A 16425-nucleotide genomic window follows, 5' to 3' on the forward strand; every position below is an offset into this window, starting at 1 on the left:
TTGTGACTTTCTAACAAAAACATTACAAATCGTATCGACGGTGACGTAAATTCAGGATGTATATCAACAGAAAAGCGAATAATCGGAGTTAAGTCACACACTTATAAGTCATCGTGACGCATAAATAGGGGCGTAGAAACATGGATATTTCATCAGCAAAACTATTAAGCATATGTATGAGCATGATAGAATATAGGCAAGAACAAACGTAGGACAATGAACTTGGTTAACTTTACCCCTGTCAAACACATGAAGGCTTCCGATGAAATTGGAAACCAGCTAAAGAATGCTATTTTTGAAGGTAAATATGTAGCTGGCGATAAACTACCATCCGAACGAGAACTTATTGAGCTGTTTCAAATAAGCCGCACCGTTGTGCGAGAAGCAATTAAAGGACTTGAAGCGAGTGGCCTTGTAGAAATTAAACAAGGTGCGATGGGTGGTGCTTTCGTAAAACTGATGACATTTGAACGACTGACTAATGTGTGTCAGGAATTGTTCATCATGGAAAAAATGTCATTCGCCGAAGTCTGCGAGGCACGATTACAAATTGAACCTATGGTCGCAAAATTAGCAGCGCAAAACTGCACACCAGAAATGGCAGAAAAATTGCGTGAAGCCTCACGCAATGAAGAACACATATTAGACTACCCTGATACCGTTTATTTACGTCAAAAAGTGCATTATATTTTGGCTGACATGTCAGGGAATCGTTTTTTAGCTGCTATCGTCAAATCATTGCTACAAGTTATCAGTAATGCGACTACAAAATTTGAACCTAGCCATGACAAAGTCCATCCTGCGGGCCTGCATGACGGTATTATTGAAGCCGTTATTGCACAAGACGGCCAACAAGCAGAGGCAGAAATGCGCGAACACTTACAAGCATTTACCCTAAGACTTAACGTTGTAGAAAAAGATTATAGAGACACTGAAAAATAGCTTTTTTTATATCATACAGTCTTGATTATATGCAGGTTCATGTTTATTCATGAGCCTGTTTTTATATCCACAGTCAAACACAATCCTACCAAGGTTTTCAACATGATGACTTAACCCACGAACAATATAACTTAGTCAGCTAAATGACCTTATCACATTGCTAACAGCCTATTTATTCTCGCCACAAACCGCGTAAATTTCTGTTTTTTAACCCCGACTGCGATCCATTTCCCAACAATTTCGAAACTGAGACCTCTTCTTCATTAAATTCTTATCAGTATTTACCTAATAAATCATATGTTATACGTTTGACGTATCACCATTTAAGTATAAACAATAAGGATTAGTATGAAAACGGAAAATCTATGGGTTCCCCTAGCTTTGGCACCTTTGTGTATTGCCCTTTACGGCTGCAACAGTGACTCATCCACAAAAACGGCTCCACAGCTTGAGGCCGCAACACCTGCGAGTATTATTAGCTGTGCCACACTAACAACTGAGTTTAATTATGCCGCTACTACAATCACTAGTGCAGAACTTATCCCTGCGGGTGACGTGGAATATGCCGCAGGCGAAATCTACCCATCTCCTTCACATTGTTTAATCAAAGGGCTAATGAACGAAAGAACTGGCATAGGAATGGGCGGATACGCCGACTATGCCATTGGTTTTGAAATGCGTTTACCTTCTGACTGGAATGGCCGTTTTTATTATCAAGCCAATGGCGGCTTAGATGGTTCAGTGCAAAAAGCGGTGGGTCGCTTCCTTATTTCTGAAAGCAAAGATTCTGGCGCACTAAACAAAGGATTTGCGGTCATCAGTTCCGATACCGGACACGCATCACCTGCGCCCTTATTCGGGATGGATCCTCAAGCACGTTTAGATTATGGCTACAATGCAGTTGCCGAACTCACACCAATGGCCAAATCTCTGATTGAAACAGCCTATGGAAAACAGCCTGACCGCTCCTACTTTGGTGGTTGCTCAAACGGTGGACGCCATACCATGGTTGCCGCTACACGTTATGCCGATTTATATGATGGTTTCTTAGTGGGTAATCCTGGTTTCAACCTACCCAAAGCTGCTGTTTCGCAAGTTTATGGTATTCAGCAATACTCAAGCCTAGTGAATGTTGATGCCGACAATGTACTCACCTCTTTACAAAGTAGCTTCACCCAAGAAGAGTTTGCACTCGTTTCAAGTAAAGTCGCTCAGCAATGTGACGCACTAGATGGTGCAAGCGACGGAATGATACAAGATACTTACGGTTGCCAAGATGCATTTGATTTAGCTCGAGATGTGCCAACCTGTTCTGCTGACCGAGATGGCACATGTTTAACTGCTGCGCAGAAGTCAGTAATGACCAACATTATGTCTGGACCACATAATAGCAATACAGATGAAGCCATTTATTCAGACTTCCCTTATGACGCTGGTATGGGAACCAGTGACTATTATGGCTGGGAGTTTTTCATGGCAATGATGAGAGACCCTGGTGCGTTGGCATTTATATTCTCAACCGCACCAACCCCTTACGATTCATCGGAGCTCGGCTCATATGAATATGTGATGAGTCTCGATATGGATACCGATGTTGAGCGTATTTATAACATTAATGACACTTACACCGAGTCTGGCATGGAGTTCATGACGCCACCAAACCCAACAGATCTGACGATATTACGAGATCGTGGTGCAAAAATGATGGTCGTTCATGGGACTTCTGACGCGGTATTTTCACCTAACGATACGGTTAATTGGTACAAAGGGTTACAGGACGTTAATGAAAGTCAAGCCGACGAGTTTGCTCGCTTATACTTAGTCCCTGGTATGAACCATTGCGGTAACGGACTGGCTACAGACCGCTTTGACATGCTTGATTCACTTGTTGAGTGGGTTGAACAAGGCCAAGCACCTGAGAGCATAAAGGCTGCTGTTCGTTCTGAAAATACTGAGTTGCCTGCTAACTGGTCTAAAACTCGCACAAGACCACTATGCCCTTTCCCAAAAGTGGCAACCTATAGCGGCACAGGCGACATGGAAGAGGCGATTAACTTTACCTGCGTGACGCCTAAATAATGAGCCGCTGAGCAATAAGCCCCGCAGTAATAATGACAACAGGGCCACATCATGGCGCACCTAGATTGTTGAGCTAGATTGTGGCGCTAGATGTCCATCACTGGAATGCGTTTTGGGCACAGCTTCATTTAGAGGTAAACAAAAAAGGAGCATTTTATGCTCCTTTTTATTGGTTAAAACCTACCACTTAATTTATTCAAGACTCAGAGAACCGCTGACTAAATTCTTGAATACGCTTTGCATTCACTCCCGCATCACCAATGCCAATCCGCGAGACGCTGCGTAAATCAATACGACTGCCCTGCTCTAGCGAAGAAACAACGATAACGACATCATCTGCAAAATTGAAAAAGGGCGTTGTTGCCGTACTTTCAAAGCGCAGTGCTTTTGGGTCTTGAGCTACAATGGTCCAGCCCATGGTTTTAGCGACCGTTAATGCTTTTTGATAAGCCGCTTCTACCGATAAGTCTGTCGCAATTGGTTGGATATTAGGGAAAGCTTGTCGTTGTTGTGCGGCAACCTCTTCTCCGCCATAAACCAGACTATTTTTAGCGCCAATTCGGCTGTCAGTTAAAAACTCAAACTGCGGTGGTGATTGAGTGTTGGTAGTAATATCGTGAATAGGTGGGTATTTCACTGGCTTGATAACCAACGCCATAATGCTTGGCGACAATATAGCTAAGCCCAGTAATAACGCTATTGTAGAGGTTAATATGCCTTTGCCTTTAGCGTTACTGTCTTGCTTAATGGTAAAGCTGGTACCTAATGCCAGCACCGCCACCACCACCACTAAATAACCCAACAGGTTATTGTAATTACGGCTGGCCATAAAGCCGACAATTGGGTCCCACAATCCCAACGACGAGCCAAACACCATCAAAGCCGTAATCGCGACAGAGACGATGGCAACGATCAATGCGATATTGCCTATATTACGTTTTTGCATAACATCCATCCTTTAGAAGACCCTAATTAACCCAACTTATACTGACCTGTTTTTGTCGGAATAAATTTCTGTTCATCGATAATATATTTTCGATTACAGGCTATTCACACAACCTATTTTAGGTTTATACCTTACGATTAATATGCCGCATTTGGATCAAGTCCTAAACGACGCATTGTGCGAATTAAATTGCTTCTATCCAGCTGTAAACTTCTGGCGACAGCGGCTAAATTACCTCGTTCCGTCGCTAATACCGTTTGTATTATTTGTCGTTGGTACTCATCGGTAGAATCGCGTAGTCCAAGGGTTAACACCTGCGATAATGCGGCTGCGGCATTATTGTCGTTGATAATATCAACCTCGGCTATTGCTGGTGCTACTGTATGGCTCACAACAAACTCTGAACCGAGATGAACACGGCTAATGCTAATAATGCTGGCATGACGCCCTTGCTCGCTAATAGCCCTTAACGCAGCACGGCTGAGTAAGTGTTCTAACTCGCGCACATTGCCTGGCCAATGGTATTGGGTTAACTGCTCAATCGCTGTTTGTTGCAATCTTAGTTTCGCGACGCCAAGCTGATGTTGGCTTTTTTCTAAAAAATAGCCTGCCAGTAAAATAACGTCTTTACCACGCTCGCGTAATGGTGGTACAGGTAAAGGATACACACTCAAGCGATGATATAAGTCAGCCCTAAAGCGACCTTCTTTGACTTCTAACTGTAAATTACGGTTAGTTGCGGCAACAATTCTGACATCTACTACGATGATATTATCGCTGCCGACACGTTGAATTTCACCATTTTGCAGCGCACGTAACAACTTAGCTTGCACGGCAAGCGGTAACTCACCCACTTCGTCTAAAAATAGCGTCCCACCATCGGCTAATTCAAAGCGGCCACGACGATCACTTACCGCACCAGAATACGCGCCTTTTACATGGCCAAAGAGTTCACTTTCAACAATGCTTTCTGGCAATGCAGCACAGTTAATTTGCACTAGCGGTTGCTCACTGCGACGTGATTGCTGATGAATACTTTTGGCAACCAGCTCTTTACCCACACCAGTTTCGCCAGTGATTAATACTGATAGATCACTGACAGCAACGGTATTTATCTCTGACAATAAATCCGTAATTGCGACACTGTTACCAATAATACTCGACGGGCCAGCAGTCGCTAACATGCACTGCGCCACTTGATGATTACGTTCCACTTGAACTTCTAACGCTTCAATATGTTCACTGGTACTAATCGCAGCGGCCACAGCGGCAATATAAGCACGGGTTTCGGTTGGGTTAAGCGAATCAAAGCTACCGGCTTTCATGGCGTCTAAAGTTAAAACGCCCCACGCTTTACCATCGATATAAATGGTACTGCCCATACAGTCATGCACGTGCAATTGTTCACTGCCATCATCAACTAAACCGTCATAGGGATCGGGCAGCGTTGAGTCGGCATCAAAGCGGGTAATATGTGGGTTAGCTAAAATTTGCTGTAAGCGTGGATGGTGGTTAATCGAAAACTGTCTGGCGAGGGCTTGCTGCTTTAGCCCTACAACGGCTACTGGCACTAAATGATCATGTTTAAGTTTCAACAAGGCCACTACGTCGCATGGGATAGCGCGCTGAATCGCTAAAATCAGCCGTAAGTAACGCTCCGATTTTATCAGGTCACGATTTAAGTCTTCTACAATGTCGATAAAGGGAACAATATTCATAATATGTCAAATTAACCCAATTTAGGTTAATTTGACATATATATTGATCTAGGTCAAATTAACCTTTATATAATTTATATGTTTGAAATCAGCTGGATAAATGTTGGCACGTTATGTGTAATGTCTGCATATACAAGGTAATTGATTGAAGCTTATCGCTATTTTACTCCCTAAGAGGAATCACGAATGTTAGACACTGCAACTGTTCAAATAATTAAGGCCACTGTTCCCGCGTTACAACTGTACGCCAATGACATTACCAGCCATTTCTATCCATTACTGTTTGCACAGCATCCTGAAGTATTGCCTTATTTCAATCAAACTAACCAAGGTAAAGGTACTCAACCTAAAGCACTTGCTAACGCTGTGATTGCTTATGGTGCCAATATTGATGCGCTCGGTAACCTAAGCGAAGCCGTCAGTAAAATCGTTCAAAAGCATGTTGCATTAGGCATTTTACCTGAACAATATGACGCTGTTGGCAGTTGTTTAATACAAGCCATTAAAGCCGTACTCGGTGATGCTGCAACAGACGAAGTGATTGATGCTTGGACCAAAGCTTATGGCCAATTAGCCAACATATTGATTGCGGCGGAAGAGTCAATTTATACAGCTAAAGAACAACAACAAGGTGGCTGGCGTGGCGAACGTGACTTTATTTTAGTCAAACGTGTGGATGAAAGCTCAGTAATTACCTCATTCTACTTTCAGCCATTTGATAACCAAGGGTTGCCAAACTTTGAAGCTGGGCAATTTCTGACCTTGGTATTTGATGATATCGACGGTGTATCAATGCGCCGTAATTACAGCTTATCTGACTCTACAGGCAAAGATTATTTAAGAATTAGCGTCAAGCGTGAACCTAATGGTGTGGTATCAAATCACTTACATAACAACATTCAGCTAGGTGATAAAGTGAAACTACGTGCCCCAAGTGGCGATTTCACCTTACGCAAAAATACCAAACCGCTAATTTTACTCACTGGCGGTGTGGGCATTACTCCTGCGATTAGTATGCTCAATACTGAAGCCGGTTCAGGACGTGATATTCGCTTTATTCATGCGGCCATTAATAGTGATGTCCATGCGTTTAAACACCATGTAGATCAACTAGCCTCAACACATGACCACATCAAACCTTTGTATATATACAGCCAGCCAGAACAACATTGCCAGCCTCATGCCACTGGGTTCATTGACGCATCATTGATTGCAGAGCAGCTACCAGCAGACCGCGATGTAGAATTCTATCTGCTTGGCCCTACTGGTTTTATGAAAGCAGCATTGGCCATTGCCACCAGCTTAGGTGTACCAGCAAGCCAAATTCATTATGAATTCTTTGGTCCAGCTGAAGCATTAACCGCTTAATAGCCCAACAAACAAAAGCCCTGACCATTAGGTCAGGGATTTTTATTAACCTGTAGAATTAAAATGGAATATCGTCATCCAACTCGTCATTCCACCAGCGATTCAACTCGTTAAAAATATCGAGTGAATGATCTTAAATAAACTGGATTGCGCACATGGTCAAATCATCCTGAAATTCAGAAAAACCACAAAACTTTTTCATTTTCTGCTCAAGAAATTCCAGCATAGCCTCGGGTTCGTCAGGTGCTGCGCTGATGGCTTTTTCTAAGCGATCGAAACCAAATAATTCTTTGTGAGCATTTTGTGTTTCGATGACCACATCGGTATACACAAACAAGATATCACCCACATCAACACTGACCCGGTAAGTATCCCAGTTTTGCTCACGCAACACCCCAATAGGAATACCGCCTTGATCTAGGGCAACCAGCCTGTTGGCTTTTTTCAAATAGGCATGAGGATGACCTGCATTAGCATAAACCAGTTCTTTTTCGTTGAAATTATAACGTAATACTGTGGCGGTTAAAAAACTGCCGCGTGGCTTTTTAGTGAAGAAATGCTGATTGATATAATTAAGTACTTCAGAAGAACTACTGCTTAAATCTTTCGGTTCAAAGGTACGTAAGATAGCATCTATCATTGCCGTTTCTACAGCAGCAGCAGGGCCATGGCCCGATACGTCGGCAATAATCATTCCGATATCGCCTTGGGCTTCAGGGCGAGTTTTGCCAAGATCGACAATGTCTAAATAATCGCCGCCAGCACCTTTCATCGCTTTATAGGTGTAAGCCATTTTGACAGAACTGAGTTCGATATTCTTGTCTGGCAACATCAACTGTTGTAAGCGTGAAATTTCCTCTATCTCGTCGCGGATCCACACTTGGGCAGCATTAAGTTGCGATGAGGCTTCGGAAAACTGAAAACTTTTTAACTGATACAAAAGCTTAAAATACAACGAGCTAACATGCTGAGATTCAGTTCCTTCAGGTAAATCGAGCAGAATGATACAGTCAAACAAGCTCGATTCTTTACCAAAAGGCAATGCCCAGCACACTTTACCATCGTCATTTAATGGCAAAATTTCTGCAATACTGTGTTGAAACGACAATGCTTGAAATTGTTGATAGAGCCTACTGTAATGCTCATCGCACAAGGATGAAAAATTACAACTAACTTGGCCGTTTTTTTTAATTAAGTAATAATGGAACTCACTTAATGTGACCGCCAAATTGGTTTTAAACCATAATGTTTCATCAATAATGCTGTTAGCTAGCGCTCTGTCTATGTTCAAGGGAATACCTTACGTTTGGGCTAATTTAGCAGCAAGGGCTTCATTCAAACCAGAGACACCGCTTTTTTTCAAAGTACTTTTATAGTCGTTACTAAAAGTACGGATCATCGATAAACCTTCAGCAACAAAATCGTAAATTTTCCACTCATTATTACGCTGATAAAGCTGATACGAAACCGGAATAATATTTTCTTTGGTATGAATTTCGGTATCTACCGATGCATAAACCTTTTTCTTAATGGTTTCATTGGTGTAATCAACCGTTTGATTATCATATTGTTCTAGTAGCACAATATAGGTATCAACTAATACGCCTTTTAATAACACCATAAATTGGCGTTTTTCAGTATCACTTGCCTGTCTCCAATACTTACCTAACACCCGTTGTGCAGAGGCTTGTATGTCAACATGCTTTTCAATCACATCACTGAGTGATTGCTTTTTCTGTTCAACTGACAAGGTACTATCTGATGCGATACTAATGATATCTGTCACACCTAATTTAACGCGTTCTGTCGGTTCTTGTACCGCAAAAGCTACAGACGGCATCACTAACATCATGATTAAAAAAATTATTGATTTCATTATTTATCCTGACTAAACATATACTTGCTTATTAACTCTTCTATGCTGATTGATGATTCTGTTTCTATAAACTCTTCACCATCTGCCATGTTTACTTCTGAACCACCGGTAGATATTTTAACAAATCTGTCGCCGATAATACCAGATGTCCGAATGGAGGCTATCGAATCATCAGGCACAGTAATCGCATTATCTAATGATATTTTAACGACTGATTCATACGCTTTAGGGTCGTAATTAATCGATTGAATTAGTCCAACGCGTACACCGGACATTTCGACAAAAGCACCTTCTTTTAAACCTGAAGAATTTTCAAATTTAGCGACTAAGGTGTAGTTACCACTATTAGAAACCGATGCTCCACCAATGGTAATTGACATAAATACCAAGGCCCCAATCCCGAATAATACAAACAGGCCGACGAGAAAATTGACGTAATTGTTTTTCATTGATACCTCTAGTTATAGCGCTAACGAGCTAACGATATAGTCACTAAACAACATAATAATTGCACTCATTACCACCGCCTGAGTGGTGCCATTGCTGACGCCTTCAGCGCCCATGTTTTTTTGATTTAGGTGTAAATAAAAGCCGTAATACAAAGGTATCCACATAATAAACAAACCAAATACCAGTGACTTTATTTGACCAACCAGCACATCTTTAAAGCTAATAGTATCCATTACACCTTGAATATACGCACCCGGACTTTCTCCTTGAATGTGTACTCCAACGATATAACCACCGCCAATGCCCACCAAGTCAAACACGGCCGTTAGCATAGGCACACAAAACAACGCCGCTAATAGCCTTGGCAACATCACATAGCGGTAACTGTTAATCGCCATGCAATCAAGCGCATCAAATTGTTGCTCGTTACGCATAATACCAATTTCTGAACAGGTCGCAGAGCCAACTCGTGCAATCACCATTAATGCCGTCATTACCGGGCCCAATTCTTTAATCAGGCTCAAGGCTACTGCCGAACCCAATAAATCCACTGAACCGAAGCGCACTAAGGTATCGTAAAACTGCAGTGCTACGACCATACCGGTAAAAAGTGCGGCAACAATAATGACAATTAAAGACCGATTACCAATAAAGTATATCTGCTTAATCACTTGCTTAAATGACACCAGCCCAGTGAATAAGCTGCTGACGATACGCAGTAAAAACAATGTAGCTAAACCGATACTATCAATATTTTTACGCGTTGCAGCGCCCAAATTACTGACTGAATTAAATAAGGCATTCATTAGTTTTTATCCTTATTTAATAAACGATTTAAATAAACCTCACCATCGTCTCTTTGTGTATTAGGTTGACGGTTGATCATGTTTTGAATCCGTTCATCTGGCGAGTTTCTAATCTCATCTACGGTGCCATTAGCTACCACTTCACCAGCAAACAATACCACCACGCGATCGGCAATTTTAAATACACTTTCAAGCTCATGAGTCACCACCACTATGGTCATGTTCATGGCATCTCTTAAGGTGAGAATAAGCTCATCAAGTTCAACGGCGGTAGTGGGATCAAGCCCTGCAGAAGGTTCATCAAAAAACAGTAATTTAGGGTCCATAATAACGGCCCTAGCCAGTCCAGCTCGTTTGAGCATACCACCTGATAATTCCGAAGGCATAAGATGGCCTGTACCTGCCATGTTCATTAATTCAAGCTTCATCCGCACCATAATATCAATGGTTTGGGTATCCAACGAAGTGTTGTGCTCTAAGGGTAGCCTGACATTGTCTGCCACCGTTAATGAACTCAGTAGTGCGCCACCTTGGAAAGCCACGCCCATTTTTTTACGTAAGTTACGTAATTGCTTATTTTTGGCCGTAAAAATATTCACACCATCAATCATGATAGTGCCTGATTTCGGGGTTTTAAGCCCAAGCATATGGTTAAGCAAGGTACTTTTACCAGAACCAGAACCGCCCATCACCACCAGAATTTCTCCGGGGTTGACCTCTAAATTGACGTCTTTGAGTACATGGGTGTCGCCATATTGGGCAAACAAATGCTCTACAGTAATAATAGGCTTAACCATTGTTACTCACAGCACTTACTGAATCAGCTAAGTTAAACACCGTGTTTAAACGGGTTAGTTGCAGTACTTGAAGCGGTGAACCGTTGGCACCAACGATATGAAATTCAGTGTCATTTTCTCTGGCTTCATTGAAAGCTTCAACCAGTGAAGCCATGCCTGAACTATCGATATATTGCAGGTGGGTGAAGTCGACAATGATATTATTTTTACTCTTAATTAATTTTATGATGTCGAGTTTGATACTGCGAGAGTTGCTCAGATCGACCTCGCCATAAAGCTTAACTACTTGGTAATTGTTATGTGTCTCAATTTCAATATTCATTTAATATCACTCAAATTTAACCGTCAGTTCTAGCCAGTTACCTTTGCCTTTATGTGGGATAAGTCTTACTTTTTCAGCCACATAATGAATAAGACAAAGGCCTAACCCACCAGGTTTACATAAATTGTTTTCTGCCGGTGTTAATTGCTTGTCAGTAATCTGCGAACACACATCTTTAATCACAAATAGCGCATGCTCATCATCACTGCTGACCACTATTTCTATACAGCCCTTTTTCGACATGTGATAACCATGACGAATAACATTGGCGCAAGCCTCATCAACGGCTAATACGATTTCATTGACTTTACCTTCGCTAAAAGGAAAATCGCGGCATGCATCTACCACAAATTCGCGAATATTTTTTAATTCACTCGTACAAGATGAAAACGTTTTGATGTTTGACATTGGCTAGTCCGTTATCTCCAAATCAGTGTTGTGGTCTAATTTGTCGTCTGCAGGTGCGTCATTTAATAGCTCATCATCTAATAGTTCGTCATCAAACTCTAGATCAAATTCGTCAGATTCAGTCTCATCGACTTTACCGTCATTAACCAAGTGAGCATCTCGCTGCAAATAGACATCTTTAACATAGCCATAAGGATCTAACGATCCGTCTAATATGGGTTCATATTGCTTAAATTCAATCCGACTGTCTAAACCTTCCAGCACAAACTTTCCGGCCCTTTGTTCAAACGACAGAATAGATAAGGGATAAACAAACACATCAACAAAATCGCCAACGGTATTACGTGCAGTACTGGCACCATAAACAGGCCACATAATAAAAGGTCCGTTGCCAATACCCCAAACACCAAAGGTTTGCGCAAATGTTTCTTCTTTTTTCATTAATCCCATATCGGTAGCTGGATCAAAAAGCCCCACAAGGCCGATTGTCGTGTTGACCACAAAACGTAAAACACTGCTACCGCTGTCGGTCACTTTCCATTGTAAGAGGTTATTTACTGCGTAAAGAGGTTCACTTAGGTTGGATAGCAGATTTGTCACACCTTGTCGGATCGGCTGAGGGATGGTTTCATAGCCTTCTGCTGCAGGTTTTAAAGCATATTTGTCCATAACCTGGTAATTAAAATCCCAGTTTTTCGATTCACCGCTTCGAATGGATCACCCGGTGTTGAGGTGCTAGCGCAGCCGCTAAAAAATAGTAAAGTGGCACCAATAACTAACAGTCGACCAATTATTCCCACTCATTCCTCCGGCTTTTTTCAAAAAATATATGCTAAAAATATCGGTATTAAACACGACATTTAGTATCGTTAACATCACTCAAGAGTGAAAATATAACATTAAAACGGTCAAAACTATTAGCATAATTTTGATTGATCGTTCAAAAACGAATTATACCATCACTCAATCGACCAAATGGACTATTTTATATTGTTAGGAATCGCTTAACCTATGTATCGGTTACTTATTGAATATTGGTCAAAATTGCTCTGTTGCGAATAATTTCATCCGGCTGTTACAAGCCATTTTGAATCATTTGTTTAATTTTGTGAGCCTTCACAAAATGATCCAATTGGTGTGTTTGAATCCACCATGTCGCTGCTTCCATCAATAATTGAGGATTATCATTTTTGTTGGCAAAAAATGCATAAAATGACAAACCGACGTTATCACCTTTAGCCGCGATTTTTTTGTCACACACTTCAATAATTTTCGATCTTAGTTCCGCTCTCATTATATCCTCAATCACTCGAAATTAATTTACTTAAAATGGCCTGCATCTTGTTAGTTTTTTGATGTGTAGATAGCGTTACGTTTAACACATCATCTAATAGCAACCAAAACACTAGCCATAAATACTAACCATAAATACTATGCTAAAAAGTCATCGCCTCTGAACAATAAAAAACCGTTAAAGCATCGTTATACTTGTCAGCTAAACATTAAAATAACGTGTCACTTAGTGAAGAGCTTTACTATTTTAGCTGGAGAGATCATAGAGAACACTCTAGTAACGGAGTAGACTTGATGCCTACTGTTTTTGATTCAGAGAACGAGACTTGCCATGAAATTCCTTGTTGATATTCACGCGCATACTATAGCGTCAACTCACGCTTATAGTACCTTCCATGATTACCTTGGTGTTGCGAAAGCCAAAGGTATCAAGTTATTCGCCATTACCGATCATGGCCCAGATATGGCTGATGCGCCCCATTTTTGGCACTTTGTAAATATGAGAGTGTTACCTAGAATTGTTGACGGTGTCGGCGTGCTGCGCGGCATTGAAGCGAATATCAAAAATGAACATGGCGAGATTGATTTTTTTGGTGATTATTTAAAAGAACTCGATATTGTGTTGGCAGGTTTCCATGAACCCGTTTTCCCACCATCGACTAAAGAAGCTCACACTACAGCACTTATTAACAGTATTGAAAGTGGTAATGTCGACATTATTACTCACCCAGGCAACCCTGCTTATCCAATCGATGTTAAGCGTGTCGCCTCTGCCGCTGCCAAACATAACGTGGCGCTAGAGATAAATAACTCCTCTTTTTTGACGTCCAGAAAAGGCAGTACATGTAACTGTATTGAAATCGCCAATGCAGTAAAAGCAGCAGGTGGACTGCTCGTGATGGGTTCTGACTCACACGTTGCTTTTAGCTTAGGCGAGTTTGAAAAAGCCATTGAGGTGATTGAAACAGTGGGGTTTCCAATTGAACGCTTACTGAACCGAAGCCCTGAAGCGTTGTTGAGCTTTCTGACGGCAAGAGGTCATAAGTCACTTGATGAATATTCAGCTTTAATCGACTAAACATTTTATATCCCAAAACTGCCACAGTGAAATTTGGAGCATAAAAATACGGCTGGCAAACAGCTGAATTATTATCCTAACTTCCCTAGTATAGAAAAACAAAAAGGCCTGCAAACGCAGGCCTTAAAGGTTTTAATCAACACATTATATTGTGTAATATCAAGTGTGAATTAAAACGGAATATCGTCATCCCAGCCTTCATCTAAATCTGGAGTGAAGTTCTGTTGTGGCTGTGGTGCTGGACGCTGTGCAGGAGCATTTTGTTGTTGGAAATTCCCCTGAGGTGCAGCTGCTGGCTTTGGTGCATAAGCAGGTGCAGCTTGTTGCGCTGGCGCAGATTGTTGCTGGTAACCACCACCTTGCTGGCCAGCATTAGGCTGAGCTTGGTAAGCGGCATTACCTGCGGCTGGCGCAGTTTGATTGTATTGCGCTTGTGGCGGACGAGCTTGAGGCGCTGGTGCAGGACGAGACTGTTGCTGTCCCATATTTTGTCCGGCGTTTTGACCAGAGCTTTGGCCTTGCCCTTGATATTGACCACCACCGGCATTATCACCTGAGTTGCGGCTGTCTAACATTTGCATTTCCATAGCGTTGATTTCAGTCTTATAACGGTCTTGACCGGTAGTCTGATCCTGCCACTTACTGGTTTGCAATTTGCCTTCTAAATATACTTTAGAGCCTTTCTTTAAGTACTCGCCAGCAATTTCCGCAAGACGACGATACATAACAATGTTGTGCCACTCGGTACGTTCTTGCATTTGACCTTGTTGGTCTTTCCACGACTCACTTGTCGCTATAGTAAAGTTGGCAACAGCATTGCCGTTTGGCATGTAACGAACCTCAGGGTCTTTACCTAAGTTACCGACCAAAATCACTTTATTCACACCACGACTAGCCATCGAAATCTCCTGAGATTTTTATCTGTTTACTTTAACTGAATACTAAGCTTAATGATCTACACGATCTAATTCACAGAGCCTAACACAGCTCGCGCTTCGCTTAAATTGAATTTATCATCGACCTTTAAATAAGCCACTTTCTCTTCGAGCACCACAATGGCTTCTACAACGCCGATTAACTGTGACAGTTTACTGGCCATATCTTGTGCATCGCTTCTATCTTTTACTGTAGCTTCAAGCGTATAGCTTTTCAATAACACAGGCTTTTGCATGCCAATGGTCAAAAATAACCACACACACATTAGCCCTAGCGCAACAAAAAACACCCCAGATGCGCCAACAAGTTGATAAGCTCCACCGCCTAACATGCCGCCACAAAAAGCCCCTAAAAACTGGCTAGTTGAATACACGCCCATTGCTGAACCTTTATCGCCAACAGGACAAAACTTAGCAATCAAACTTGGCAATGATGCTTCAAGGTAATTAAAGCCGGTGAAAAATAACACTACCGCACCACTTAACACCCAAAGGTTATCGGCATAAAACCCCATCGCGGCAAGTGACACCATCATGATCATTAACGACAATTGGAACATGGTTTTGGTGTTGTTGCGTTTCACCCCAATGATAATTAACGGCACCATTAAGAAAAATGCGCCAACAAAAGCAGGGAAGTACAACATCCAATGCTTTTCTTTGACTAAACCGGCATCCACTAAATCGAGCGGCAATGCCACAAACACCGCAGTGAGCACTAAATGCAGAATAAAAATGCCAGCATCTAGGCGAAATAATTGCGGGTCTAACAACATACGCTTTAATTTTGTCGGAGTGGCGACCGTATCGCCTTTAGGTGCTTGGCTAATAGGATTGGGGACAAAAAACTGTACAATTAACATGCCCAATACCGCTAATACTGCGGTTAATAAAAACAGCCCCGTTAAGCCCATGTATTGCGCCACAATAGGCCCGACCAATAATGACAAGGCAAATGAAAAACCAATACACATGCCGATAATCGCCATGACTTTAGTGCGTTGCTCGTCTCGGGTTAAATCGGCGGCAAGTGCTAATACTGCGGCAGCTATTGCGCCCATACCTTGTACTGCACGACCAAACACCACCCCGTAAATATGATCAGATGATGCGGCAATTAAACTACCAATGGCAAACAATACCAAGCCACCTAGAATAATCGGCTTACGTCCGTATTTGTCGGACAAAATGCCCATTGGTATTTGTAAAAAAGCTTGAGTTAATCCGTACGCACCAATGGCAATACCCACCCATAGCGGCGAAAAGCCTTCGAGGTGCTGACCATACAGCGCGAAGACAGGCATAATCATAAACAATCCCATCATTCGTAAACCAAACACACTGGCTAACGAAAATGCGACCTTTTTCTCCATACCCGACAGTCCATTACTGGCCATGCTGTTGCCC

17 protein-coding genes are annotated in these 16425 nt (G+C 42.0%); 4 read left to right on the forward strand and 13 right to left on the reverse strand.

Features of this window, described 5'->3' with window-relative positions:
* The first annotated feature begins 216 nt into the window (after window positions 1-216).
* Window positions 217-942: a FadR/GntR family transcriptional regulator gene (locus tag SFRI_RS18985; RefSeq protein ID WP_011639110.1), complete on the forward strand. Its 726-nt coding sequence runs from the start codon at window positions 217-219 to the stop codon at window positions 940-942.
* 348 nt (window positions 943-1290) lie between these two features.
* Entirely contained in the window at window positions 1291-3021 is a 1731-nt protein-coding gene (locus tag SFRI_RS18990) for a tannase/feruloyl esterase family alpha/beta hydrolase (protein ID WP_011639111.1), read from the forward strand.
* Between the two features lie 196 nt (window positions 3022-3217).
* Here the strand turns inward: SFRI_RS18990 and SFRI_RS18995 are convergent, their stop codons facing one another.
* The gene (locus SFRI_RS18995; protein WP_150099393.1) at window positions 3218-3967 is read right to left on the reverse strand and encodes a DUF1499 domain-containing protein; all 750 of its coding nucleotides are present in this window, start codon (window positions 3965-3967) and stop codon (window positions 3218-3220) included.
* A 137-nt stretch (window positions 3968-4104) separates the two neighbouring features.
* On the reverse strand, window positions 4105-5685 hold the full coding sequence (gene norR, locus SFRI_RS19000) for a nitric oxide reductase transcriptional regulator NorR (protein ID WP_011639113.1): 1581 nt from the start codon (window positions 5683-5685) through the stop codon (window positions 4105-4107).
* A gap of 186 nt (window positions 5686-5871) precedes the next feature.
* On the opposite strand from norR, the gene hmpA reads away from it, so the two are divergent.
* Window positions 5872-7053, forward strand: a complete 1182-nt coding sequence (gene hmpA / locus SFRI_RS19005; RefSeq protein ID WP_011639114.1) for an NO-inducible flavohemoprotein — start codon at window positions 5872-5874, stop codon at window positions 7051-7053.
* Between the two features lie 133 nt (window positions 7054-7186).
* Here hmpA and SFRI_RS19010 read toward each other — a convergent pair whose 3' ends face one another.
* From SFRI_RS19010 to SFRI_RS19050, 9 genes are all read right to left on the reverse strand, one after another.
* Entirely contained in the window at window positions 7187-8344 is a 1158-nt protein-coding gene (locus SFRI_RS19010; RefSeq protein WP_011639115.1) for a PP2C family protein-serine/threonine phosphatase, read from the reverse strand.
* A 9-nt stretch (window positions 8345-8353) separates the two neighbouring features.
* Entirely contained in the window at window positions 8354-8929 is a 576-nt protein-coding gene (locus SFRI_RS19015; RefSeq protein WP_011639116.1) for an MlaC/ttg2D family ABC transporter substrate-binding protein, read from the reverse strand.
* A complete protein-coding gene (gene mlaD, locus SFRI_RS19020; protein WP_011639117.1) occupies window positions 8929-9378 on the reverse strand; it encodes an outer membrane lipid asymmetry maintenance protein MlaD in 450 nt (149 codons plus the stop codon). Before mlaD ends, SFRI_RS19015 begins: the two co-directional genes overlap by 1 nt.
* 12 nt (window positions 9379-9390) lie before the next feature.
* Window positions 9391-10185 carry an MlaE family ABC transporter permease gene (locus tag SFRI_RS19025; protein WP_011639118.1) on the reverse strand — a complete coding sequence of 265 codons (795 nt, stop codon included), beginning with the start codon at window positions 10183-10185 and terminating at the stop codon, window positions 9391-9393.
* Window positions 10185-10982 carry an ABC transporter ATP-binding protein gene (locus SFRI_RS19030; RefSeq protein ID WP_011639119.1) on the reverse strand — a complete coding sequence of 266 codons (798 nt, stop codon included), beginning with the start codon at window positions 10980-10982 and terminating at the stop codon, window positions 10185-10187. Before SFRI_RS19030 ends, SFRI_RS19025 begins: the two co-directional genes overlap by 1 nt.
* Entirely contained in the window at window positions 10975-11304 is a 330-nt protein-coding gene (locus tag SFRI_RS19035; RefSeq protein WP_011639120.1) for an STAS domain-containing protein, read from the reverse strand. The genes SFRI_RS19030 and SFRI_RS19035 overlap by 8 nt, the downstream gene beginning before the upstream one ends.
* 6 nt (window positions 11305-11310) lie before the next feature.
* Window positions 11311-11712: an ATP-binding protein gene (locus tag SFRI_RS21095; protein WP_011639121.1), complete on the reverse strand. Its 402-nt coding sequence runs from the start codon at window positions 11710-11712 to the stop codon at window positions 11311-11313.
* 3 nt (window positions 11713-11715) lie between these two features.
* Window positions 11716-12381: an MlaA family lipoprotein gene (locus SFRI_RS19045; protein WP_011639122.1), complete on the reverse strand. Its 666-nt coding sequence runs from the start codon at window positions 12379-12381 to the stop codon at window positions 11716-11718.
* A 406-nt stretch (window positions 12382-12787) separates the two neighbouring features.
* Window positions 12788-13006 (reverse strand): DUF6500 family protein, encoded by a 219-nt coding sequence (locus SFRI_RS19050; RefSeq protein WP_011639123.1) that lies wholly within the window; start codon window positions 13004-13006, stop codon window positions 12788-12790.
* A 330-nt stretch (window positions 13007-13336) separates the two neighbouring features.
* Here SFRI_RS19050 and SFRI_RS19055 point away from each other — a divergent pair, with 330 nt between their 5' ends.
* Window positions 13337-14083, forward strand: a complete 747-nt coding sequence (locus SFRI_RS19055) for a phosphatase (protein WP_011639124.1) — start codon at window positions 13337-13339, stop codon at window positions 14081-14083.
* 170 nt (window positions 14084-14253) lie between these two features.
* Here the strand turns inward: SFRI_RS19055 and SFRI_RS19060 are convergent, their stop codons facing one another.
* A complete protein-coding gene (locus SFRI_RS19060; protein WP_011639125.1) occupies window positions 14254-14982 on the reverse strand; it encodes a single-stranded DNA-binding protein in 729 nt (242 codons plus the stop codon).
* A gap of 65 nt (window positions 14983-15047) precedes the next feature.
* Window positions 15048-16415, reverse strand: a complete 1368-nt coding sequence (locus SFRI_RS19065; RefSeq protein WP_011639126.1) for an MFS transporter — start codon at window positions 16413-16415, stop codon at window positions 15048-15050.
* Between the last annotated feature and the right edge of the window lie 10 nt (window positions 16416-16425).

The sequence above is a fragment of the Shewanella frigidimarina NCIMB 400 genome (genome assembly GCF_000014705.1).
Classification (GTDB): domain Bacteria; phylum Pseudomonadota; class Gammaproteobacteria; order Enterobacterales; family Shewanellaceae; genus Shewanella; species Shewanella frigidimarina.

Excerpts from the sequence above, each read along its gene's own strand:
- SFRI_RS18985 (WP_011639110.1), top strand. The coding sequence starts at position 217 with ATGAACTTGGTTAACTTTACCCCTGTCAAACACATGAAGGCTTCCGAT.
- SFRI_RS18990 (WP_011639111.1), top strand. The coding sequence starts at position 1,291 with ATGAAAACGGAAAATCTATGGGTTCCCCTAGCTTTGGCACCTTTGTGT.
- SFRI_RS18995 (WP_150099393.1), bottom strand. The coding sequence starts at position 3,967 with ATGCAAAAACGTAATATAGGCAATATCGCATTGATCGTTGCCATCGTC.
- norR (WP_011639113.1), bottom strand. The coding sequence starts at position 5,685 with ATGAATATTGTTCCCTTTATCGACATTGTAGAAGACTTAAATCGTGAC.
- hmpA (WP_011639114.1), top strand. The coding sequence starts at position 5,872 with ATGTTAGACACTGCAACTGTTCAAATAATTAAGGCCACTGTTCCCGCG.
- SFRI_RS19015 (WP_011639116.1), bottom strand. The coding sequence starts at position 8,929 with ATGAAATCAATAATTTTTTTAATCATGATGTTAGTGATGCCGTCTGTA.
- mlaD (WP_011639117.1), bottom strand. The coding sequence starts at position 9,378 with ATGAAAAACAATTACGTCAATTTTCTCGTCGGCCTGTTTGTATTATTC.
- SFRI_RS19025 (WP_011639118.1), bottom strand. The coding sequence starts at position 10,185 with ATGAATGCCTTATTTAATTCAGTCAGTAATTTGGGCGCTGCAACGCGT.
- SFRI_RS19030 (WP_011639119.1), bottom strand. The coding sequence starts at position 10,982 with ATGGTTAAGCCTATTATTACTGTAGAGCATTTGTTTGCCCAATATGGC.
- SFRI_RS19035 (WP_011639120.1), bottom strand. The coding sequence starts at position 11,304 with ATGAATATTGAAATTGAGACACATAACAATTACCAAGTAGTTAAGCTT.
- SFRI_RS21095 (WP_011639121.1), bottom strand. The coding sequence starts at position 11,712 with ATGTCAAACATCAAAACGTTTTCATCTTGTACGAGTGAATTAAAAAAT.
- SFRI_RS19045 (WP_011639122.1), bottom strand. The coding sequence starts at position 12,381 with ATGGACAAATATGCTTTAAAACCTGCAGCAGAAGGCTATGAAACCATC.
- SFRI_RS19050 (WP_011639123.1), bottom strand. The coding sequence starts at position 13,006 with ATGAGAGCGGAACTAAGATCGAAAATTATTGAAGTGTGTGACAAAAAA.
- SFRI_RS19055 (WP_011639124.1), top strand. The coding sequence starts at position 13,337 with ATGAAATTCCTTGTTGATATTCACGCGCATACTATAGCGTCAACTCAC.
- SFRI_RS19060 (WP_011639125.1), bottom strand. The coding sequence starts at position 14,982 with ATGGCTAGTCGTGGTGTGAATAAAGTGATTTTGGTCGGTAACTTAGGT.
- SFRI_RS19065 (WP_011639126.1), bottom strand. The coding sequence starts at position 16,415 with ATGGCCAGTAATGGACTGTCGGGTATGGAGAAAAAGGTCGCATTTTCG.